Consider the following 23,099-nt stretch of genomic DNA (forward strand, 5'->3'; position numbering starts at 1 on the left):
ATATATTAAATTAATCATGATATAATATCAAAAAAGGAGCTATCGAATTAATCGATATACCCCTCTTTATTAATAATATAAAATTAACAGTTAATTAATTAGAACTCGCTTGTTCCAGGAGTTCTAGGGAATGGAACTACGTCTCTAATGTTAGTCATTCCTGTTATATACATAATTAATCTTTCGAAGCCTAAACCAAAACCAGCGTGTTTAGTTTCTCCATATTTTCTTAATTCTAAATACCACCAGTAATCATCTTCGGATAGGTTTAATTCAGTCATTCTATCTTTTAGAACATCTAGTCTTTCTTCTCTTTGGCTACCACCTATAATTTCTCCGATTCCTGGTACCAAAAGATCAGTAGCTGCTACTGTTTTTCCATCTTCATTTAATCTCATATAGAAAGCTTTAATGTCTTTAGGATAGTCTGTTACAAATAGTGGCTTTTTAAAGTGTTCTTCAGTAAGATATCTTTCGTGTTCTGTTTGTAAATCAATACCCCATGATACATCGTAATCAAATTTCTTTCCACACTTTTGTAGTATTTCAACAGCTTCTGTATACGTAACTTTAGCAAAATCTGATGAAACTACGTGATTTAATCTTTCTAATAAACCTTTATCAACAAATTGATTAAAGAATTCTAATTCTTCAGGACATTCATCCATAACATATTTAATAACATACTTAAGCATATTTTCAGCAAGTTCCATATCATCTTGTAAATCTGCAAATGCAATTTCAGGTTCAATCATCCAAAATTCAGCAGCATGTCTTGTAGTATTTGAATTTTCAGCTCTGAATGTTGGTCCAAATGTATAGATATTTCTAAACGCTAAAGCAAAGCATTCAGCATTTAACTGACCAGATACAGTAAGATTAGTCTCTTTGCCAAAGAAATCCTTGCTGAAATCTACACTTCCATCTTTGCTTAATTCAGGAGTTTTAGGATCAAGTGTTGTTACCCTAAACATTTCTCCAGCACCTTCACAATCGCTGCCAGTTATTATTGGTGTATGAGTATACACGAAATTTTGATCTTGAAAGAACTTATGTATCGCGTAAGCAGCAACAGAGCGAACTCTAAAAGTTGCAGCAAATGCATTACTTCTAGGTCTTAAATGAGCTATTGTTCTTAAGTATTCAAAGGTGTGTCTCTTTTTTTGAAGTGGATAATCAGAGTTTGACATACCTTCGATAATAATATTCTTAGCCTGAATTTCAAAAGGTTGTTTTGCTTCAGGAGTAGCAACTAAGGTGCCGATAACTGAAATTGAAGAACTTATAGGTAATTTAGATATTTCTTTGAAGTTATTTAACTTATCGTCAAAAACTACTTGAATATTTTTAAAGAAAGAACCATCATTAACTTCTATAAATCCAAAAGCGTTAGATGATCTTAAAGTTCTTATCCAACCTGATATTGTTATTTCCTTTGATAAGAAATCATCAGTATTTCTGTAAAGACTTCTAATTAAAATTGATTTTGCCATATTGCATGACCTCCATTTTATAATTAATCTTGTGATCAAAACATATTATTAATGAAAAAAATTTTTCACTATTTTAAAATATCATTTATGTAACCTATTACCCTTGATAATAAATAGATTTTACAATACTTTTTTGGTGAATGCAACTTAGGACCTGTCCCTAAACATATAATAAATCAGTGCTTTAGATCGCCTGAGTATAAATAATACGTGAAATAAATATATAAATTATAGATATATGTAATTTATAATAAAAAAGCTTTATTTTTTATAGTAAAATTATAAAAAATAAAGCTTTTTTTATATTAAGAGTATTTATTTAACATGCTTGTCTATTCCAAGCCATTTTCAAAACTCTGAATCAATTCTTTTGGAAAGTTTAACATTGTCATATCTTTAACTATTCTTTTATAGGCGTAGGGAATTTCTTTTATCTGAACTTTCATTCCATCTTCCTTACTGATATTTAGAATACAATAAGTGCTATTTGGTCTACCAATCTTAGGCTTTCCAACACTACCAGAGTTTATATATACCTTATTTTTAAAGTCCTTCATTCCAGGTATATGCGTATGTGCACAAATTAATACATCGTTAGAAATAGAGTTCATAACTTCTGAAGTATTATCTCCATCCTTTAATAGATATTCATCTATTTTATCTGGACTTCCATGAACAAATAAGAGACTTTTATTAGCAATATTCAAAGTTAAAGTTGAAGGTAAATTAGCAAGAAATAGTCTGTTTTCTTCTCTTAATTCTTTAACGGTCCAAGGAAGAGAAAAAGCATTAATAGGAGTCTCTCTTATATATGAATATTCATTATTAACTACAGAACTATCATAATTTCCTCTTATGCAAAGAATATGACGTCTTCTGATCATGGAAATTACTTCGTTAGGGTGAGGACCATAACCAACCAAATCTCCTAGGCAAATAATTGTATCAACTTTCTCAATATCAATATCTTCTAAAAGATTAATAAGAGCATAGACATTAGCATGAATATCTGAAATTATTGCTATTTTCATGAGCATTCCTCCTAAGTTATTTAGCAAATTAAGTATTTAGGCTTTTAAGTATTTTTCCCCAACAATAACTACATCACCAGCACCTACTGTTAATAGCAAGTCACCAGAAACTAGTTTTGATTTTACGTAATTAAGTGCTTCATCATGTGAGTGAACATTGGTACATTTCAATCCTTTATTTCTTAATGCATCACCAAGTTCGTCAGAAGATACTAGTCCAGTATTTTTCTCTCTAGCTGCATAGATGTCCATTAGTATAAGTTCATCTGCATCATTGAAACATTCTGTAAATTCATCAAATAGGGCCTTTGTTCTAGTATATGTGTGAGGTTGAAAAATACAATAAGTCTTATTATGATTCATTTGTTTAGCAGTACTTAATGTGGCTTTAATCTCTGTAGGGTGATGAGCGTAGTCATCTATAACAGTTACACCATTTAATTCTCCCTTATATTCGAATCTTTTATGCGCTCCTTTGCAGTTTGATAATCCTTCAATAATACAGTCATTAGAAATATTAAATATAAGAGAAACACAAATTGAAGCAAGGGCATTCAATATATTATGCTTACCTGGCACATTTAAAGTAATATTGAATAAGTTTTTACCGTCCTTATACACATCAAAAGTGGCACATCCATTTGTATTGAAATGAATATTTTTAGCAGTTAAATTAGCATTGTCACTAAATCCATAACTTAGAGTATTGCAATTTGTCTTAGACAGAATTTCATTTACCCTTTGATCGTCAGCATATCCAACAAGATAACCATCTTCTGGGATAAGTCTTGAGAATTGTAAAAATGTATCAGCAATTTCATCTATATCTTTATAGTAATCAAGATGATCAGAATCAATATTTAGAATTATTCCAACATAAGGTGGGAATTTTAAAAATGAACGTTTATATTCACAAGCTTCAGTTAAGAAATATTCACTATTACCAATCCTGAAATTTCCTCCAATTGCATCTAATTCACCACCAACTAAGATAGTTGGATCTAAATTATCAGCAAGTGTTATATGAGAAAGCATGGATGTACATGTAGTCTTTCCATGGGTTCCAGATATTGCAACACTGTATTTGTGGCCCTTCATAATTTGCCCTAAAAATTCAGCTCTGTCCATTAATGCAATATTTTTTTCCTTGGCTTCTAAAAGTTCAGGATTATCAGATGGGATTGCAGCGGTATAGACTACTAAATCTACATTGTTAATATTCTCTCTTCTATGACCTATGTAAATTTCAGCACCTGAAGATCTTAATTTATCAATGATTGCAGAATCCTTAAAGTCAGAGCCAGATACACTATAACCACTATTTAATAAAACAGCAGCAAGTCCGCTCATACTAATTCCACCAATGCCAATGAAATGAATTTTTTTATCTTTATCTTTTATAAAATTGAAAGACAAATGATCAACTCCTTTTTAATTAATAAAACTAAATGTTATTATAAGTTCCAAAATTTGAGTATAGAATTTTTAGTTTTATACTTTAACTATAATTATATACATTTTTCAAAAAATCAACCATAGTAAAAAATAAATACACAATATTTTATGCATATTTAGCGAGTTTGTGAACAAGTTATAAATATAAATTAACTTTATAACTAAAAATATTGATATTAACTTGAAATTAGCATAAAATATGAATATTAAAGCGATTTAATATAAAAAAATTCGTGTGGGTGATTTTATGGAGAAGTTTACAAGAAATAATAGGGTAGTTGCCATAACAAAAATATTATTAGAAAACCCAAATAAAATATTGGGATTAAATAAATTTTCAGAATTACTAAATGCGGCTAAATCTACTATAAGTGAAGATATTGTCGTTGTTAGAGAAATTCTAGAAAGACTTGAAATGGGTAAAGTTGAAACAATTGCAGGAGTAGCAGGGGGGATAAAATATATTCCTCAAAGTGGCGAAGAAGAGAAGAAAGCTTTTGCATTAGAACTATGTCAGCAATTAAGTGATGATGGAAGAGTTATACCAGGAAATATAATATATATGACGGATCTAATGTATGATCCTAAGATAATAAATAAAGCAGGAGTTATGCTTTCATCATGTTTTCAAGGAAAAGAGATTGATTATGTAATAACAGTAGAAACTAAAGGTATTCCTTTAGCTTATGAGGTTGCTAGAAATTTAGGAGTACAATTAGTTATTGCTAGAAGAGATAGTCAAGTAACGGAAGGGCCAACAGTTACTATAAATTATGTGTCGGGAAGCAATGGAAGGTTGCAACAAATGTCACTATCAAAAAAGTCCATGAAACCATCAAGTAGATGTATATTTATCGATGATTTCATGAAGGGTGGAGGAACTGCAATAGGTATTAAGGACTTATTGAAAGAGTTTGATAGCGAGCTAGTAGGAATAGGTGTATTAGTCGATAATAAACAAATTGAAAAAAAATTAGTAGACGAATATGTTTCCATTGTAGAGTTAAAAGCTGTTGATAAATCAGCAATTATAGGAATACAACCTTCAAAAACATTTTCTTAAAATTAACAGAAAATTTTACTCTAAAGATGATGCGTAATTCCAAATGCTTTTAATTTAGTATACATATAAATAAATATTAAATTTGTAGCTAGTACCAACAAAAAACATGAATTTCATTGCGAATATTTATTGTTACTTCAAGTTGTCGTGAATAGAAATTGTTCTGAAATTTAAATAGGACAATCTCAGAAATTTAGTATTTGTATAAGATTACACAAAAAAATAAATTTTATAAGGATTTATCAAATATAAAAAAGGAATTTAGAAATTTGTGGAGAAATTATATAATATTAAATATTTTTAAGGCAACTGGGAGGGGTGGAGTAAAATGCAAATAACAGATGTTAGAATTAGAAAAATTGCATCAGAAGGTAAAATGAAAGGAATAGTTTCTGTCACATTTGATAATGAATTTGTAGTTCATGATATCAAAGTTATAGAAGGACAAATGGGTTTATTTATTGCTATGCCTAGTAGAAAAACACCAGATGGAGAATTTAAGGATATAGCTCACCCAATAAATACAGAAGCAAGAGAAAAAATACAAACTGCAATTTTAGAAGCTTATGAAAAAGCAGTTTCAGAAGAAGTTGTAGAAGGCTAGGTTTTTAACAAAAGGAAGTTTTAATGACTTCCTTTTGTTTTGTCATAAAGTATTTCTATAGCCAAATATTAAATGTACTAATGGGTTGAAATAAGAGTAGCTTTCCAATATAATTAAATTGATATGAATATTTAACCGATTATTGCAAGTAAATAATCGTGTTAATATAAATTTATAAATGAGGTGTGGTATATAATGTATAAATGTGCACTGGTTTTAGCAGCGGGTCAAGGTAAAAGAATAAAATCTGATTTACCTAAAGTATTGCATAAAGTATGTGGTAAAGAAATGCTAAAACATGTTATAGATTCGATAAGAAAATCAGGAATTGATGATATAGATGTAATTATAGGGAAAGGTGCTGAGCTTGTTAAAGAGAGAACATTAGATAGAAATGTTAGTTATTCAATGCAAGCTGAGCAATTAGGAACTGGCCATGCTGTTAAGTGCGCTGAAGAGTTCTTAAAGAATAAGAAAGGAGTAGTCGCAATTTTTACTGGTGATACTCCTTTAATAAAGCAATCAACAATCGAAAGGTTATTTAATGAACATATAGAAGCAAAAAATTCAGCAACTATATTAACAGCAATAGTTAATGATCCTACAGGTTATGGAAGAATCGTAAGAACGAATGATGGCGTATCAAAAATTGTAGAGCATAAAGATTGCAATGAAGAAGAGCTTAAGATAAACGAGATGAATTCAGGAATATATTGTTTTGATATTGAGCTACTTGTAGATGCATTAAATAAGATAACAAATAATAATGGACAAGGTGAATATTATCTTACAGATGCTATAGGAATATTAAAATCTCAAGGTAAAAAAATAGGTGCAGTCGTAACTGAATATGAGGAAACTATCGGAGTAAATTCAAGAGTTCAGTTAGCAGAAGCAGAAGAAATACTTAAGAATAGAATAAATCTTATGCATATGGAAAATGGAGTTACTCTAATTGATCCTAGAACAACATATATAGGGATTGATGTTGAAATAGGTAAAGATACAATAATATATCCTAATAATATTTTAGAGGGAAATACAAAGATAGGTAATAACTGCTTAATTTATCAAAATTCAAGAATTGTTGATAGTAATATTGGTAATGAGGTAGATGTTCAAGCTTCAGTTATATTAAATAGTAATATTGGTGATAATACTACTGTTGGTCCATTTGCGTATATAAGACCAGAAACCACAATTGGTAAGCATGCGAGAATAGGAGATTTTGTAGAGATAAAGAAATCTACTATTGGAGATGGAACTAAAGTTTCTCACTTAACTTACATAGGAGATGCAGAAGTGGGATCGGAATGTAATTTCGGATGTGGTACAGTAGTTGTAAATTATGATGGTAAGAATAAACATAAGACTATTATAGGAGATCATAGCTTTATAGGCTGTAATACCAATTTGGTATCACCTGTCACAATTCATGATAATACTTATATTGCGGCGGGATCGACCATTACATCTGAAGTAAAAGAGGGTGATCTTGCAGTTGCAAGAGCTAAGCAAAGAAATATCAGTGGATGGGTAGATAAAAAGGGATTAAAAAAATAATTTTTTAATAATAAATCAGCCAAAATTTTAAGGAGGTCTTCTCAATTATGATAACTCATGGAAGAAATATAAAAGTATTTACTGGAAATTCGCACTCACAGTTAGCTCAAGATATAGCAGATATTTTAGGAGTTCCAGTAGGAAAGTCTAAAGTTTCAACTTTTAGCGATGGTGAAATATCTGTTGATATTAATGAAACTGTTAGAGGGAATGATGTGTTCATAGTTCAATCTACATCTTCACCTGTTAATAACAATCTAATGGAATTGCTAATTATGATTGATGCATTTAAAAGAGCATCAGCAGGTAGAATTACAGCGGTTATTCCATACTATGGATATGCTAGACAGGATAGGAAGGTTAAGTCAAGGGATCCTATAACTGCAAAACTGGTTGCAGATTTATTAACTGCAGCGGGAGCAAATAGGGTTTTAACTATGGATTTACATGCATCTCAGATTCAAGGATACTTTAATATTCCAGTAGATCATTTACTTGGAGCACCAATACTTGCTGAGCATTATATATCAAAAGGATTAGTAGATCAAGATGATGTTGTTGTAGTTTCGCCAGATTTAGGAAGTGTAACTAGGGCAAGAAAATTTGCGGATAATTTACATGCTCCAATAGCAATCATAGATAAGAGAAGGCCAAAGGCAAATGTTTCAGAAATAATGAATATTATTGGTGATATCGAAGGAAAAAGATGTATATTAATTGATGATATGATAGATACAGCAGGAACTATTGCAAATGCAGCAAATGCGCTTAAGGATTTAGGGGCTAAGAATGTTTATGCTTGCTGTACACATGGAGTATTGTCTGGTCCTGCAATGGACAGAATAAATGCTTCAGCAATTGAAGAATTAGTACTATTAAATACGATTCCGTTAAAAGAAGGTAACGATAATAGTAAAATTAGATCTATATCAGTAGCTCCTTTATTTGCAGAAGCAATAAAGAGAATTTATGATGATCAGCCAATAAGTAAGTTATTTGAATGTCAACAATAGATAATAATTTAAAGATTTGTTAAGTGAATAAGATATTAAAAGGAATGTATATTTACTCTAAGTAATTAGGGTAAATATATATTCTATTTTTTATAGTTAAATAAATTTATTTCATTACGTCAATATTAAGATTGTAAACGAGAAAAGTTTTATGATTTAATTAAAATAGGGTCTATTAAATAATTATTATACTTATATATTTTTAGAATATTTATTATAATTAAAGGATGATTTTGTTTTCTATAATAAATAGTATATTTATGTTATATTAGGATATGAATGCTTATGTAATAGTAATAAATTAAGGAGGAAAGAAGAGTGGATGGAGTTACAACCAAGGTTCTGATTGTGGATGATGATGAAAACATTAGTGAAGTGATAGACATGTATTTAAAAAGCTCTGGATATAATACAAAAATAGCCTTGAATGGTAAAGAGGCTCAAGAATTTTATTTAGAATATAATCCAGATATTGTCTTGCTTGATGTTATGATACCGTATATAGATGGAATTGATATTCTAAAATGGATACGAAAACAGAAGGAAACTCCAGTTATAATGATTACAGCAAAGGGGGACACCTTTGATAAGGTTTTAGCACTGGAAATTGGTGCAGATGATTATATAGTGAAACCTTTTGAACCTAAAGAATTATTAGCGAGAGTAAAAGCTGTATTAAGGAGATATTCTTCAGAGAATATTAAAAATGAAGTAATAAAATTAAGTGATTTATCAATAGATTCAACTTCCTATAAGGTTATATATAATGAAGAAGAAATAAAAATGCCACCAAAGGAATTTGAATTATTATATTACTTGGCTAATAATAAAAACAAAGTCTTTACGAGAGAACAATTACTTTGTGAAGTGTGGGGATATGATTATCCGGGAGATTCTAGAACTGTAGATGTTCATATAAAAAGATTAAGGGAAAAATTAAGTAGTGGAGAACAGTGGGAAATCCAAACAGTATGGGGTGTTGGTTATAAATTTGAGGTAAATTAAATGAAAAAGAGTGGAAGCTTACTTCAAAAACTTATAATAACATTTATAGTTATTTTGACTATTGTTTTAGTTTCATTAGCTTGGCTATTATCTATATGGTTTAGAATAACATATTTTACTGAAAAGAAGATGCAGTTTCAGAAAGATGGAGAGTATATATCCGAATCTATAAAAGCATACAATTCTGACAAAAATTCATTGGAATATGATAAATTACAGGCTATAGTGGATATGTCAAGTGTTGGAGCAAATGCTGATATTACTGTTTCTGATAAGTTCGATAATATATATATATATTCTAAAGCGTCAAGTACTAAGGAGATAGACAATAAACCAGAGAATCTAGAGAATAGTAAAGATTCTTTACTTAATGGAAAGCCAGTAGAGTATATTGGAGACCGTTACACCTATATATATCCAATATTAAAAGATGATGAATTTCAAGGATATATTGTCATGACAGCTCCTTTATCAACAATAGGTAAACAGTTGCATAGAATATATCTTATTGTATGGATATCGGCATTAGGAGCAATGGTATTTGCATCTGTAGTTTTATCATTAGTTTCAAAGAAAATATTGATTAATCCTTTAGCTGAAATAAACAAGGCGGCCAAAAGGTTTGCTAATGGAGAAGTTAATAAAAGAGTTCATATAGAATCGTGTGATGAGATTGGTGAGCTGGCAAGTTCATTTAATATAATGGCGGAGTCTTTGGAAAAGGTTGAGAATAATAGAAGAGATTTTATATCAAATGTTTCCCATGAGTTGAGATCACCAATAACTTCTATAAAGGGATTTATTGCCGGAATAATAGATGGAGTGATTCCAAGGGATAAAGAAGGATATTATCTAGACATAGTATATAGTGAGATAAAAAGACTTACAAGATTAATTAATGATTTACTGGATTTATCAGCTATTGAATCAGGTAAATTAAAATTCAATATGAAAAAGAACGATATAAATGAGTTAATTAGATTATGTGTTATAAATAATGAACAAAAGATAAGAGAAAAGCAAATAATGTTAAAAGTAGATTTGAAAGATCAGAATTGTTATGTAAAAGCGGATGAAGATAAGACAATGCAAGTCATGACTAATTTATTAGATAATGCAATAAAATACTGCGGAAACAATGGAATTATAAGAATTAGTACATATTCCAAGGGTTCTAAAGTATTTGTTGAGATATATAATAATGGACCTAAAATTGCAGATGAAGAAATAAGGCATATATGGAATAGATTTTATAAATCAGATAAGTCTAGAACAAACAAAGTTAGCACTGGACTCGGATTGCCAATAGTAAGAATGATAATTATGCAACAAGGTGAGGAAGTATGGGTCAAGAATCATCCTAATATAGGAGTCACATTTACATTTTCACTTACAAAATATAAGAATAATAAGATTAGATAAGAGCGCTAAGGAGGAAACAAGTATGTTTTTAATAGTAGGTCTTGGAAACCCAGGAAATGAGTATGAGAATACAAGGCATAATATTGGTTTTAAAGTTATTGATAATATCGCAAAAGAGTATAATATTGAAATAAACAGGCAAAAATTTAAAGGTATGTATGGAGAAGGTTTTATAAATGGAAAAAAGGTTATGCTTTTAAAGCCAACTACTTATATGAACTTAAGTGGTGAAAGTGTAAGAGAAGTAGTTGATTTTTATAACCTTAGCAATGATGAGATATTAGTTATATATGATGATATCAGTCTAGAAGTTGGCAAATTAAGAATAAGAGAAAAAGGAAGTGCTGGAGGGCATAATGGAATAAAGAGCATCATAGCGCATTTAAATAGTGAAATTTTCTCAAGGATAAAAGTAGGGGTAGGACAACCTAATGGAGATTTAGTAAAACATGTATTAGGTAAATTTACGAAAGAAGAAACTGCGATTCTAAGTGAAAGTGTAGAAGCGTCCACAAAGGCGGCAGCGGAAATAATTAAAAGTGATGTTAAGACAGCTATGAATCAGTTCAATGGATTCAAGGCGAGTACAACAGTTTAAAGAAGGTGCATGGGATGAGATTAAAAGGGTTATTGGAGCCCTTGGAAAGTAGTTTAGAATTTCAAAACATAATACAAGGTATTGAAAGTAAAAGATACCCTATTGGTATATATGGTGCATCTGAATCAGGTCGAGGATACATTATAAGTGGAATATTTGAAAATACTAACAGATCAATTGTGGTTGTAACTCAAAGCGATATGGAAGCAAAAAATCTTTATGAAGATTTAATATTTTATACTAATGAGGTATATTATTTTCCAGTAAAGGAAATGGTTTTCTATAATATTGATGCTATTTCTGGAGATTTGAGATGGGCAAGATTAAAAGTAATAAATGAAATATTAAATAATAAGAAAAAAATAATAGTGACATCAATAGAAGCTTTTGCGGCAAAATATACTCCTCGTAATTTATTTTTAGAATATAGCATGAAATTTAAAGAAGGCGATGAAGTTAATCTTGCCGATATATCAAATAAATTAATTCAATCAGGTTATGAAAGAGTGGAAATGGTTGAGGGTAAAGGACAATTTTCACTTAGAGGAGGTATATTAGACGTATTTCCAACAGGTTCAACTTATCCATATAGAGTTGAACTTTTTGGCGATGAAATAGAATCCATAAGAACTTTTAATACAGAATCTCAACGAAGTATTGAGAAAGTTAAAAAGATAGATATTTTTCCTGCAAAAGAAGTAATAGTTTCAGAAGAGATGTTAGAGGTTGGAAGAAATAAGCTTAAAGAAGAGTTTAATAAAATTGCTGAAAATGATAAAGACAGCGAAAGAGTAGAAAAACTAAGAAAAATATTAAATAAAAACTTAGAGCTATTAGAAGAGACTTCATCTTTTGAAACAATAGATAGTTATCTTCCTTACTTTACAAAGGAGACAGAAAGTCTTTTCGATTATTTTAATAATTATTTCTTTATAGTAGATAATGTTCAAAGATGTAAGGGGAAATTAGAATCAACTTATTTAGAGTTTGAAGAAAACTTCACAGCTTTTTCTCAAAGAGGAGATATATTTCCCGGGCAAGGAAATTTATTAATTAATAAAGAAGAAGTATTAGAATCATTTGAAGATGAAAAAATTGCTTTTATCGAAGCATTGACAAAAGTTTCTGGCTGGCTAAAGCCACTATCAATAATAAATGTAGCTCAAACAACATTAAATAACTATCAAGGTCAGCTAGATTTATTAATTGACGAAATATTAGGGAAAAAGAATTTAGGCTATAAGACACTAATTTTATCAGGAACTCGAGCTAGAGGGGAACGTTTAGTTGGAACATTAAGAGATAGAGGAATAGAAAGTGTCTATAAGGATACAGTTGATAAAATTGAGTATGGTGAAGTTGCAATAACTTTTGGTAATCAGTTGAGAGGATTTGAATATCCCCAATATAAAGTATGTATAATATCAGATAAAGAAGTATTTGGTGCGGCAAAGAGAAAATTAAAAAGTAGTAAAGCAAAGAAAAAGGGAATTTCTAAAATCAAGAGCTTTGCAGAATTAAAACCAGGAGATTACGTAGTACATGCAAATCATGGTATCGGAGTATACAAAGGAATTAAGCAAATAGATGTTGGAGGCCATAAAAGAGATTATTTAGATATTGTTTATGATAAAGGCGATAAATTATATGTTCCAGTAGATCAACTAGATTTAATTCAAAAATATGTTGGAAGTGAAGGGAAGTCACCTAAAGTCAATAAACTTGGAAGCTCTGAATGGCAAAAAGCAAAGGCAAAGGCAAGAAAATCAATAAATGAAATAGCTGAAGATTTAGTTAAGCTTTATGCAATGAGAAGTACTGTAAAGGGACATAAGTTTTCTAAGGACACTGAATGGCAAAAACAATTTGAAGATGAGTTTCCGTTTGAAGAAACTCCAGACCAATTAACCTCACTGGAAGAAATAAAGACAGATATGGAATCTGATAAACCTATGGATAGACTTTTATGTGGAGATGTTGGGTATGGCAAAACAGAAGTTGCCATAAGAGCCGCGTTTAAAGCTGTAATGGATGGAAAACAAGTTGCCCTTTTAGTTCCAACTACTATTTTAGCAGAGCAACATTATAAAAATATAAAAAATAGATTTTCAGATTTTCCAATAAAGATAGATATGGTTAGTAGGTTTAGGACAGCAAAACAACAGAAGGAAATACTTCAAAAGGTGAAGGAAGGTAATTTAGATATTTTAATAGGTACCCATAGATTAGTATCTAAAGACATTCAATTTAAAGATCTAGGTTTATTAATAGTAGACGAAGAGCAAAGATTTGGAGTTAAACAAAAAGAGAAAATTAAAGGGATTAAGAAAAATGTTGATGTTTTAACTCTAAGTGCAACTCCAATTCCTAGAACCCTTCATATGTCACTAAGCGGGGTTAGAGATATTTCGGTTATAGAAACACCGCCGGAAGAAAGGTATCCTGTTCAAACATATGTTGTTGAGCAGAATGATCAGCTCATAAGAGACGCAATTCTTAGGGAGATAGGTAGAGGCGGCCAAGTTTACTTTGTATACAATAGAGTGGAAGATATAGAAAGGATGGCTAAGTATGTTCAAGCGCTAGTTCCAGAGAGTAAGGTTGGAATTGCTCATGGTCAAATGGCAGAAAGACAACTTGAGAAGGAAATGTTTGACTTTATGTCAGAAGAGTATAACGTATTAGTCTGCACTACTATAATAGAAACTGGAATGGATATTCAAAATGTAAATACTATAATAATATATGATGCAGATAAGATGGGACTTTCTCAGTTATATCAGCTTAGAGGTAGAGTTGGTAGATCAAATAGAATTGCATATGCGTATTTGCTGTATACTAAGGATAAAGTGTTAACAGAAGTTGCTGAAAAAAGGCTTAAGGCATTAAAGGATTTCACTGAATTGGGCTCTGGTTTTAAAATAGCTATGAGAGATTTGGAAATTAGAGGTGCAGGTAATATGATGGGATCTTCTCAACATGGACATATGGCCTCTATAGGATATGATCTGTATTGCAGAATGCTTGAAGATACTGTTAAACTTCTTAAAGGTGAAATTCAAAAAGAACCTATAGAAACAACCTTAGATATAAAGGTAGATGCCTTTATATCAGAAAATTATATAGAAGATGAAATTCAAAAAATTGAAGTTTATAAGAAAATTGCTGCAATTGAGGGATTAGACGATTATAGTGATATCAAAGAAGAACTAGAAGATAGATACTCTAAGATACCAGAACCTGTATATAATTTAATGGATATTGCTTATATAAAGAGTAGAGCTAAATCTATATTCATTGAAGAGATAAAAGAAACCCCAAAAGAATTATTGTTCAAGTTTGCACAAGGTGAAAGTGAATATAAAAATATATTTAAAATATTGATGGAAAAATATAAAAGTAGTGTAGTATTAAAATTTGGTTCAAACCCTTATTTCGCATTTAAATTAAAATATATTAAGAAAGAAAATAAATTGGAGTTTCTGAAGGACGTTTTTGATGACATAATATTGTAACAAATCTATGATATAAAAGAAAAGTAGAAGAAATAAAATAGTGTAAAAAATTTGAATTATAAAAGCAATATTGATATACTAATGTTATGAATTTTTACAGTAAGAAACCTAAAAGAATAATGTTATCCGACAAAAATTAATTTTGCTTTTCAAATTTCGTTTTATAATTCTAGCAAGTTTTGTTTAAGTAGAATTTGAAAAGTGATTTTAGTTTGTCTAAATTATATATATTTATGTGGAAAGTTATTTTTAGTGGGTTTAAATCTAGAATAAGCGAGGGGAAAACTTTGAAAAAATTAAAAAAATTTGTTGCAGCTTTAGCTATGGTGACAATTGCGGTATCAGCTATGGGTTGCAAAATGATTGAGAAAACACCAGAAGCGATACAGAAAACAGTTCTTGCAACAGTTGGAAATGAAAAAATAACAAAAGGTGATTTAGATAAAGAAATGGAAAAGTATACTGCACAACTAAAACAGCAGTATGGAGATAATTATGAAAGTAATGCTCAAGTTAAAGATCAGTTGCAACAAGCAAAAAAACAGGAATTAGACAACTTAGTAACTCAAAAAGTAGTATTACAAAAGGCTACTGAGTTAAATCTTAAGCCGTCTGATGATGATATAAATAAGCAAGTTGATGATCAGATAGCTCAAATTAAATCTCAATATTCAGAAGAAGGACAATTTGAAAGTGTTTTAGAGCAAAATGGATTGACTGAAGATCAGCTAAAAGATGCTATAAAAAATAATGTTATAATGCAGGCTGTTCAACAAGATATAGTGAAAGATATAGAAGTTACTGATGACGATGTTCAAACATATTATAATGAAAATAAGGATTCAAAATATACACAAGGAGCTGGAGCGAATGCATCACACATTCTAATAGCTGAAAAGGCTAGTGATGGATCAATAGATTATGATGCATCATTAACAAAAGCTAACGCTATAAAAGCAAAATTAGATTCTGGAGCTGATTTTGCGAAATTAGCTAAGGATAACTCAACAGATGCAGCAACAAAAGATAATGGTGGTAGTTTAGGATTTGTAGCATACAACTCAACACAATTAGTTACTGAATTTATGGATGGGTTTAAGAATTTGAAAGAAGGGGAAGTTTCAGCACCAGTAAAGAGTCAGTTTGGATATCATATAATTAAGGCTACTGGATTAAAAGACTCACAAGTAACTCCTTTCGAACAAGTTAAGGATCAAATAAAATCATCATTATTACAACAAAAGCAACAAGATGCTTTAAGTGCTAAGATTACAGAATGGAAAACAGACCTAAAAGTAAAAACTTATGAAGATAAATTATAATACCAAAATATAGTTAGGTATCTATTAATAATTTAGCTATTTAATAATGAAAGTTAGGACTACTTTGAAATATCTCTGATTATTCAAAGTAGTCCTATTTTTGTTTCTACTATATGTATCACATTGAAATAACAGCATTTATATTAACAAAAAAATAATTAATATAAAATTTGTCTATAAGTGTATAAAATTTCTAGAAATTCAAATAATAATAGTGCAACCAATTAATAGAGTTCAAAGGAGGTTATATAACCAATGAAGGCAACAGGAATTGTTAGAAGAATTGATGATTTAGGAAGAGTAGTAATACCAAAGGAGATAAGGAGAACTTTAAGAATAAGAGAAGGGGATCCTTTAGAAATTTTTACTGATAGAGATGGTGGAGTAATTTTAAAAAAATATTCGCCAATTGAAGAACTTACTAACTTTTCAAAAGAATATTGTGAAAGCTTGCAACAAGTTATAGGTCATGTAGTACTAATAGCTGATAAAGATGCATTTGTTTCAGTAAGCGGAGCACCAAAAAAAGACTATATAGAAAGAAAAGTAAGCAGTGAGCTAGAAAAGATAATGGACGGAAGAAAAACTGTATTATTAAATAAAGCTGATAACGCAGTAATACCATTACATAATGATGACGATGAAACAGAGTATACTAGTCAAGTTATATCACCAATCATAGCTGAAGGTGATGAAATAGGAGCTGTAATTATTCTTTCAAAAGAAGATGGAGAGCTTGGTGAAGTTGAAACAAAACTAGTTGAGACAGCAGCAGCATTCTTAGGCAAACAAATGGAGCAATAATACTTATAAATAACCACATTATGAAAATAAAAGGAATAATACCTCCAAACTTACAATAATAATTAATTAGTAACATGTAAGTTTGGAGGTGTTTTATGAAAAAACAATCCCTAATAAGAGGGAGCATAATTCTTGGAGTTGCAGGAATATTAACAAGATTTTTAGGTCTATTCTTTAGATGGCCACTAATAATGTTAATTGGAGATGAGGGAATTGGATATTATCAAATGTCATACCCGCTGTATATGTTTTTTATAGCTATGGCTTCTGGAGTTCCAGTTGCAATTTCTAAGATGATATCAGAAAAGAATGCAACAAATGATATATATGGAAGCTTTGAAGTAATGAAAGAATCTGCTATTTTAATGACAATAATAGGGACAGGCACAACTTTAGCATTATTCTTTTTTGCAAAACCAATAGTATCATTTTTGAAGTGGGATTCAAAAGCGTATTACTCATTAATCGGAATATCATTTGCACCAATTGTAATATCCTTTGTAACTATATTTAGAGGATTCTTTCAAGGGCTGCAAAATATGACTCCGTCAGCTATATCACAGATAATAGAGCAGATTGGTAGAGTCATATTCGGTGTTGGACTTGCTGTATTTTTACTACCTAGAGGCATAGAGTACTCAGCAGGCGGTGCAGCATTTGGAGCAACTGCAGGAGCTGTTCTTGGAGGAGCTTATTTATACTCGAATTATAAAAGAGTAAAGAAACGTTATGCCATTAAAAGAATAAAAAGTAATCCAGAAATATTAAATACTATATTAAAGATTGCAATACCAATATCATTAGGTACTACAGTATCAAGCATCATGAATTTAATAGATTCCATTTTAGTACCACAAAAACTATTAGATGCAGGATTTACAAATGTACAATCAACTGTATTGTATGCGCAATTAACAGGGAAAGCGTCTGTAATTGTAAATATTCCATTAACTCTTTCTATGGCTATTTGTACATCTCTAATTCCTATCATAGCTGAGAATTTTATACTTAAGAAACAGAAGGAACTAAAAAGTAAAATAGATGCATCTATGAAAATGGCATCAGTAATTGCTATTCCGTGTACTTTTGGGTTATTCTTTTTAGCTGAACCAGTAATGAAGTTTATATTTCCTGGTAGGTTTGAAGGAATAGAGATATTAAAATATTTATCATTAACAATTCCTTTTATAATAATTACTCAAACAACAACAGCAATACTACAAGGAACAGGGCATTATATAAAACCTGTTATTAACCTCTTGATTGGATGTTTGATTAAAATTGTATTAACATGGGTATTAGTTCCTATGCAAATGTTTAACATATATGGTGCTGTTTTGGCGAGCTTTGGAGCTTATTTAACAGTAAGTATTTTAAATATAATGATGATGAAATTTACACTAAGAGTAAGACTTAACTTATACGAAATATTAATAAAACCTTGCTATGCATCGAGTATTATGATGTTAATTGTATTAATAAGTTATAATATTTTATATAAGAATACAATTAGTAATGGAATATCTTGCTTGACATCTATATTTTTGGGTATGATAGTATATATTATAATGATAATTGTATTTAAGGTATTTAATGTTGAAGAAATAAGAGATAGATTTAAAAGAAAGTAAAAAGGAGAGAAATTCTAATGATTAAGATAGTGGGATTAGGACCAGGAAGTAAGGATGCATTGACAATAGGAACAATAAATGAGCTCGAAGCAAGCAAACATATATTTCTAAGAACAGAAAAGCATCCAACAGTAGATTACCTGAAGGAAAAAAATATCGTATTTGATACTTATGATAATATTTATGATAGTACAGATAATTTTGATGAAGTATACTTAAATATCGCAAAAGACATAATTAATAAACATAAGAATATGACTGATTTAATTTATGCAGTTCCAGGCCATCCACTGGTTGCAGAAAAATCAGTATTTAACTTAATAGAACTATGTAAAGAAAATGGAATAGAATATAAAGTTATACCAGCAGTAAGTTTTATCGATGCAATGATTGAAAGCCTTAAGATTGATCCTATAGAGGGGCTAAAGGTTATAGACTCTTTTGATATAAATAATCAAATTTTAGACAAAAGAATAGGAACAATTGTTACTCAGGTATACAATCAATTGATAGCATCAGAAGTTAAATTAAGATTGCTAGAATGCTATAATGATGAAACAGAGATTTATTATGTAAGAGCAGCCGGAATAGAAGGACAGGAAAGCATAAGAAAGATACCTTTATTTGAACTGGATATGCAGGAAGACATAGATTATTTAACATCTATTTATATACCAAAGGATTTTAAAAATAAAAAAGACTTTAATGATTTTTTAGATATAATAGAAGTTTTGAGAGGTGAAGATGGATGTCCGTGGGATAGAGAACAAACCCATAAGTCTCTTAAGAAAGCTTTAATAGAAGAAAGCTATGAGGTAATAGATGCGATAGATCAAGAAGATGATAATTCGTTAATCGAAGAATTAGGAGATGTACTTCTTCAAGTTGTTTTTCATGCATCTATTGGAAAAGAGGATGGATATTTCGATATAGGAGATGTTATAGAAGGAATTTGTAATAAAATGATAAGTAGGCATCCTCATGTGTTTAAAGATGCTGATGGATTGAATTCCTCGGAAGATGTACTAATAAAGTGGGATGAGTTGAAGAAAAAGGAAAAGGGATATAATAGTGTTGTGGACGAAATGAAAGGTATAACAAAAGGGTTACCTGCACTTTTAAGAGCACATAAGATCCAAGAAAAAGCAAGTAAGGTTGGATTTGACTTTGAAAATATAGATTTTGCTGTAAGTAAGGTAAAAGAAGAGTTAAAAGAAGTAATTGATGTATATAATACAGAAAATGTGGAGAAAATAGAAGAAGAAGTCGGAGATTTAATATTTTCATGTGTAAATATTGCAAGGTTTCTGAAAGTAGATGAGGAAATAGCATTAAATTGTACTATAGACAAGTTTATAAAAAGATTTCAGTATATTGAAAGAGCAGCTAAAGATAAGAATATTGAATTAACAAGTATGACTTTAGATGAAATGAATGAACTATGGGAAATTTCGAAAAATTTAGGTTGATAGGTAATTTAAATAAAGGAATTTTCTAGTTTATGAAGAATAATAATTTTATAAAGAACTACTTTGTAACGATTTATTGGATTATTTAGTTATATATAGGAAAAGAAAGCGTTTTTCTATAGACGGGTAGCTGAAGAGGTTATATAATAAAGAAGTGCAATTTAGTACATAAAGAAAACAGTTAGAAAATATGTAACTGGATTTTAAGGAGGATGTTATTGTGAATAAAGCAGAATTAATTACTAGTATGGCGGAAAAAAGTAAATTAACAAAAAAAGATGCAGAATTAGCATTAAAAGCTTTAATTGAAAGTGTTGAGGAAGCACTAGAAAAAGGAGAAAAGGTTCAATTAGTTGGATTTGGAACTTTTGAAACTAGAGAAAGAGCAGCTAGAGAAGGAAGAAATCCTAGAACTAAAGAAGTTATAAACATTCCTGCAACAACAGTTCCAGTATTTAAAGCAGGTAAGGAATTCAAAGATAAAGTTAACAAGTAATAAAATACAAGTTAGACAGAGTAAATATGAACCCGAGTTTTCTCGGGTTCTTTTGAATGGAGGAGAAATTGTGAGGCTAGATAAATATTTAAAGGTATCGCGTATTATAAAAAGAAGAACTGTAGCGAAAGAAATATGTGAGAGTGGTCGTATATTAATAAACGGGAAAGTAGCAAAGCCTTCTACAAAAATAAAAGAAGGAGATATAATTGAAATAACTTTTGCTAATAAAGTATTAAAAGCAGAAATTGCTAGTATAGCAGAACATGTGAGAAAGGAAGAAGCAAAAGAAATGTATATTATCCTTGAGGGTGAGGAAGATAAAGAGTAGAAACTGTATAGTTTATCTACTCTTTATCTATATATGGGTATTGAACAAGAATGATTTATGTTAAGTAAAATTATCATAAATAATAACACTTAATGGCTTCTAAGAAATAACTTGATATAAATTTTACTATACTTAACTTATTAAAGGTTCTAAATTCTAAAATACAAAATATAAACATATATTGTATAAGAAAAATAAATGGAGGAATTTTTAATGGAGAAAAGAGTGGAAAATAAAGTAGAAGATAATAAATCAAGTTTATCTCTAGAGAATAGAAAAAAATTAACTTTAAGTGGTGTTATAGAGGTTATAAGTTTTGATGAGCAAAAAATAGATTTAACAACTAATCTAGGGAATTTAACTATTAAGGGAGAAGAGTTAAAAATGAACAAGTTGGATGTGCAAAATGGCGATGTTATAATTGCTGGAAGCATTGCATCTATGGTATATAATGGGAAGATATCTAAGAAAAGCAATGAAAGTATAATAAGCAGATTGTTTAAGTAGGAATATAGTATGCCTTTAGGATTGAATATGCAGATTAACCTTGTTGTATGCAGCTTAATTGGAGGTGTTATAACGGGAATATTGTTTGATATATATAGAGGAATAAGAGGATTAAACTCTATAAAAATATTAACAATAATAGAAGATATGCTATTTTGTGTACTTATTGCTTTGATTGTGTTTACCTTTTTATTATATACTAATTACGCATTTTTAACTCCCTATGTATATATTTTCATAATTATGGCCATTATATTATACTTCAAATTTATTAGTAAGTATTTTTATAACAGTGAGATGCTAATTGCAAAATTATCTTATAAGTTGATTAGAATTTTATTGAAAAATTTATTGTATCCATTAAAAATAATTGCATATAAAATTACAGATAAAAGGAAATGATAAAAAATTACTTGAATAATACTAATATAGTGTTTACAATAGACTTAAGAGAATTTGCAAAATAGAGGTTCTTATAGATGAAAACGAAGTTAATATTAAAGCGGACAATAATTACTGGATTTATTATTTTCTTTGCCTTTAGTTATATTAGGCAAAGTATAACAATGAATAGAATTCAAAAGGAAATTGACAGTAAGCAAGTTCAGTTAAATGAAATTAATCAAAAAAACGAAAGACTTCAAGATGAAGTTGATAAAATTAATTCAAATTCATCGGATTATCTTGAAAAATTAGCAAGGGAAAGACTTGGGATGATTAAGCCTGGTGAAAAAGTTGTTAATGGTGAGATAACAAATCAAAATTAAATTTCAATTTATAGAAAAACTTATAAAACTCTGGTAATATTATAGTAGCTGAATAATTAAATTTGTATTCTAAATTAAAGAGCATCTGCACAGCAGATTTGTTCTTATAAATTTATATATTTTTAAATTTAAGGAGGAGTCTTTTAAACATGACCTTAATGGCAGGAAACATAGTAGAGGGCACAGTGATAAACATCACAAACTTTGGAGCTTTTATTGAAGTTGAAGGCAAAACTGGATTAGTTCATATTTCAGAAGTGGCAGATTCTTACGTAAAAGATATTAGAGAACATCTTAGCGAGCAAGATAAAGTGAAAGTGAAAGTTATCTCAATTGATGATAATGGTAAGATTAGTCTTTCAATAAAGCAAGCAAATGTTCAAAGAAAATCGGTTAAACCAGCAGAGATTGACTGGAAAGCACCTGATAAGAAGAAAACTACTAATTCAGGAAATTTCGAAGATATTATGTCTAAGTTTCTAAAAGATAGCGAAGAAAGAATGCAAGATGTAAAGAAACATCAAGAATTTAAAAGTAAAGGTGGAAAAAAAGGCTACTAAAAATTTTTAAAATCTTTATTAGGAAAATAAATATAAAATTTGCTTGATAAATTTCAAATGTAGAATAGATTTGTAGAGAAATTTTTATATTTGTTTACAGTTTATTCTGCATTATTAAGATTATAAATGGGTATTTATAGTGATTAAAACGTGTAAATTACCGATTATTACAATTAAAAATTTAAATATTTAAGATTAATAAAAAAATATTGTTGACACTGAAAATAATATGTATTATAATTAGCCTTGTCGTTGGAAATTAGTTTATAAGATATGCCGAAGTGGCGGAACTGGCAGACGCACAGGACTTAAAATCCTGCGGTGGTTAAACACCGTACCGGTTCGATTCCGGTCTTCGGCACCATATATATGAAAAAATAATATCGCGGGGTGGAGCAGTTGGTAGCTCGTCGGGCTCATAACCCGAAGGTCGTAGGTTCAAGTCCTGCC

21 protein-coding genes and 1 tRNA gene are annotated in these 23,099 nt (G+C 29.7%); 19 read left to right on the forward strand and 3 right to left on the reverse strand.

All coding sequences use genetic code 11. The features are described from left to right. Positions 1–98 precede the first annotated feature (98 nt). The 3 genes from asnS to murC form a co-directional block, all read right to left on the reverse strand. The gene (asnS, locus tag ACJDTP_RS19925; protein ID WP_077837356.1) at positions 99–1,493 is read right to left on the reverse strand and encodes an asparagine--tRNA ligase; all 1,395 of its coding nucleotides are present in this window, start codon (positions 1,491–1,493) and stop codon (positions 99–101) included. Positions 1,494–1,825: 332 nt separating this feature from the next. Continuing rightward, positions 1,826–2,524: a metallophosphoesterase family protein gene (locus ACJDTP_RS19930; RefSeq protein WP_077837357.1), complete on the reverse strand. Its 699-nt coding sequence runs from the start codon at positions 2,522–2,524 to the stop codon at positions 1,826–1,828. A 36-nt stretch (positions 2,525–2,560) separates the two neighbouring features. Next, positions 2,561–3,940, reverse strand: a complete 1,380-nt coding sequence (gene murC, locus ACJDTP_RS19935; RefSeq protein WP_077841921.1) for a UDP-N-acetylmuramate--L-alanine ligase — start codon at positions 3,938–3,940, stop codon at positions 2,561–2,563. 286 nt (positions 3,941–4,226) lie between these two features. Here murC and purR point away from each other — a divergent pair, with 286 nt between their 5' ends. The 19 genes from purR (at position 4,227) to ACJDTP_RS20030 (ending at position 23,013) form a co-directional block, all read left to right on the forward strand. Next, entirely contained in the window at positions 4,227–5,042 is an 816-nt protein-coding gene (purR, locus tag ACJDTP_RS19940; RefSeq protein WP_077837359.1) for a pur operon repressor, read from the forward strand. A gap of 328 nt (positions 5,043–5,370) precedes the next feature. Beyond that, positions 5,371–5,646 carry a septation regulator SpoVG gene (gene spoVG / locus ACJDTP_RS19945; RefSeq protein ID WP_011967445.1) on the forward strand — a complete coding sequence of 92 codons (276 nt, stop codon included), beginning with the start codon at positions 5,371–5,373 and terminating at the stop codon, positions 5,644–5,646. Between the two features lie 195 nt (positions 5,647–5,841). Then, the gene (gene glmU / locus ACJDTP_RS19950) at positions 5,842–7,209 is read left to right on the forward strand and encodes a bifunctional UDP-N-acetylglucosamine diphosphorylase/glucosamine-1-phosphate N-acetyltransferase GlmU (protein WP_077841920.1); all 1,368 of its coding nucleotides are present in this window, start codon (positions 5,842–5,844) and stop codon (positions 7,207–7,209) included. Positions 7,210–7,256: 47 nt separating this feature from the next. Next, on the forward strand, positions 7,257–8,222 hold the full coding sequence (locus ACJDTP_RS19955; RefSeq protein ID WP_077837361.1) for a ribose-phosphate diphosphokinase: 966 nt from the start codon (positions 7,257–7,259) through the stop codon (positions 8,220–8,222). Between the two features lie 318 nt (positions 8,223–8,540). Beyond that, on the forward strand, positions 8,541–9,227 hold the full coding sequence (locus ACJDTP_RS19960) for a response regulator transcription factor (RefSeq protein ID WP_011967448.1): 687 nt from the start codon (positions 8,541–8,543) through the stop codon (positions 9,225–9,227). Next, on the forward strand, positions 9,228–10,649 hold the full coding sequence (locus ACJDTP_RS19965) for a sensor histidine kinase (protein WP_077841505.1): 1,422 nt from the start codon (positions 9,228–9,230) through the stop codon (positions 10,647–10,649). It begins immediately after the preceding gene. A gap of 22 nt (positions 10,650–10,671) precedes the next feature. Then, positions 10,672–11,247 carry an aminoacyl-tRNA hydrolase gene (pth, locus tag ACJDTP_RS19970; RefSeq protein ID WP_077841504.1) on the forward strand — a complete coding sequence of 192 codons (576 nt, stop codon included), beginning with the start codon at positions 10,672–10,674 and terminating at the stop codon, positions 11,245–11,247. Positions 11,248–11,261: 14 nt separating this feature from the next. Continuing rightward, positions 11,262–14,762, forward strand: a complete 3,501-nt coding sequence (gene mfd / locus ACJDTP_RS19975) for a transcription-repair coupling factor (RefSeq protein WP_077841503.1) — start codon at positions 11,262–11,264, stop codon at positions 14,760–14,762. Between the two features lie 287 nt (positions 14,763–15,049). Continuing rightward, entirely contained in the window at positions 15,050–16,084 is a 1,035-nt protein-coding gene (locus ACJDTP_RS19980) for a peptidylprolyl isomerase (RefSeq protein WP_406762221.1), read from the forward strand. Positions 16,085–16,339: 255 nt separating this feature from the next. Continuing rightward, entirely contained in the window at positions 16,340–16,888 is a 549-nt protein-coding gene (spoVT, locus tag ACJDTP_RS19985; protein ID WP_011967453.1) for a stage V sporulation protein T, read from the forward strand. A 95-nt stretch (positions 16,889–16,983) separates the two neighbouring features. Then, positions 16,984–18,519, forward strand: a complete 1,536-nt coding sequence (locus ACJDTP_RS19990) for a putative polysaccharide biosynthesis protein (protein WP_077841501.1) — start codon at positions 16,984–16,986, stop codon at positions 18,517–18,519. 17 nt (positions 18,520–18,536) lie between these two features. Then, on the forward strand, positions 18,537–19,988 hold the full coding sequence (yabN, locus tag ACJDTP_RS19995) for a bifunctional methyltransferase/pyrophosphohydrolase YabN (RefSeq protein WP_077841500.1): 1,452 nt from the start codon (positions 18,537–18,539) through the stop codon (positions 19,986–19,988). A gap of 220 nt (positions 19,989–20,208) precedes the next feature. Then, the gene (locus ACJDTP_RS20000; RefSeq protein ID WP_008422747.1) at positions 20,209–20,484 is read left to right on the forward strand and encodes an HU family DNA-binding protein; all 276 of its coding nucleotides are present in this window, start codon (positions 20,209–20,211) and stop codon (positions 20,482–20,484) included. 70 nt (positions 20,485–20,554) lie between these two features. Beyond that, positions 20,555–20,815: an RNA-binding S4 domain-containing protein gene (locus ACJDTP_RS20005; RefSeq protein WP_077837367.1), complete on the forward strand. Its 261-nt coding sequence runs from the start codon at positions 20,555–20,557 to the stop codon at positions 20,813–20,815. Between the two features lie 213 nt (positions 20,816–21,028). Beyond that, a complete protein-coding gene (yabP, locus tag ACJDTP_RS20010; RefSeq protein ID WP_011967457.1) occupies positions 21,029–21,322 on the forward strand; it encodes a sporulation protein YabP in 294 nt (97 codons plus the stop codon). A 9-nt stretch (positions 21,323–21,331) separates the two neighbouring features. Then, positions 21,332–21,724 (forward strand): spore cortex biosynthesis protein YabQ, encoded by a 393-nt coding sequence (gene yabQ / locus ACJDTP_RS20015; protein ID WP_017209500.1) that lies wholly within the window; start codon positions 21,332–21,334, stop codon positions 21,722–21,724. Between the two features lie 77 nt (positions 21,725–21,801). After that, entirely contained in the window at positions 21,802–22,089 is a 288-nt protein-coding gene (locus ACJDTP_RS20020) for an FtsB family cell division protein (protein WP_077837368.1), read from the forward strand. 149 nt (positions 22,090–22,238) lie between these two features. After that, positions 22,239–22,649: a S1 domain-containing RNA-binding protein gene (locus tag ACJDTP_RS20025; RefSeq protein WP_017209499.1), complete on the forward strand. Its 411-nt coding sequence runs from the start codon at positions 22,239–22,241 to the stop codon at positions 22,647–22,649. Between the two features lie 275 nt (positions 22,650–22,924). Beyond that, a tRNA-Leu gene (locus ACJDTP_RS20030) sits at positions 22,925–23,013 on the forward strand. The last annotated feature ends 86 nt before the right edge of the window (positions 23,014–23,099 follow it).

The sequence above is a fragment of the Candidatus Clostridium helianthi genome, assembly GCF_045310795.1.
Classification (GTDB): Bacteria; Bacillota; Clostridia; order Clostridiales; family Clostridiaceae; genus Clostridium; species Clostridium helianthi.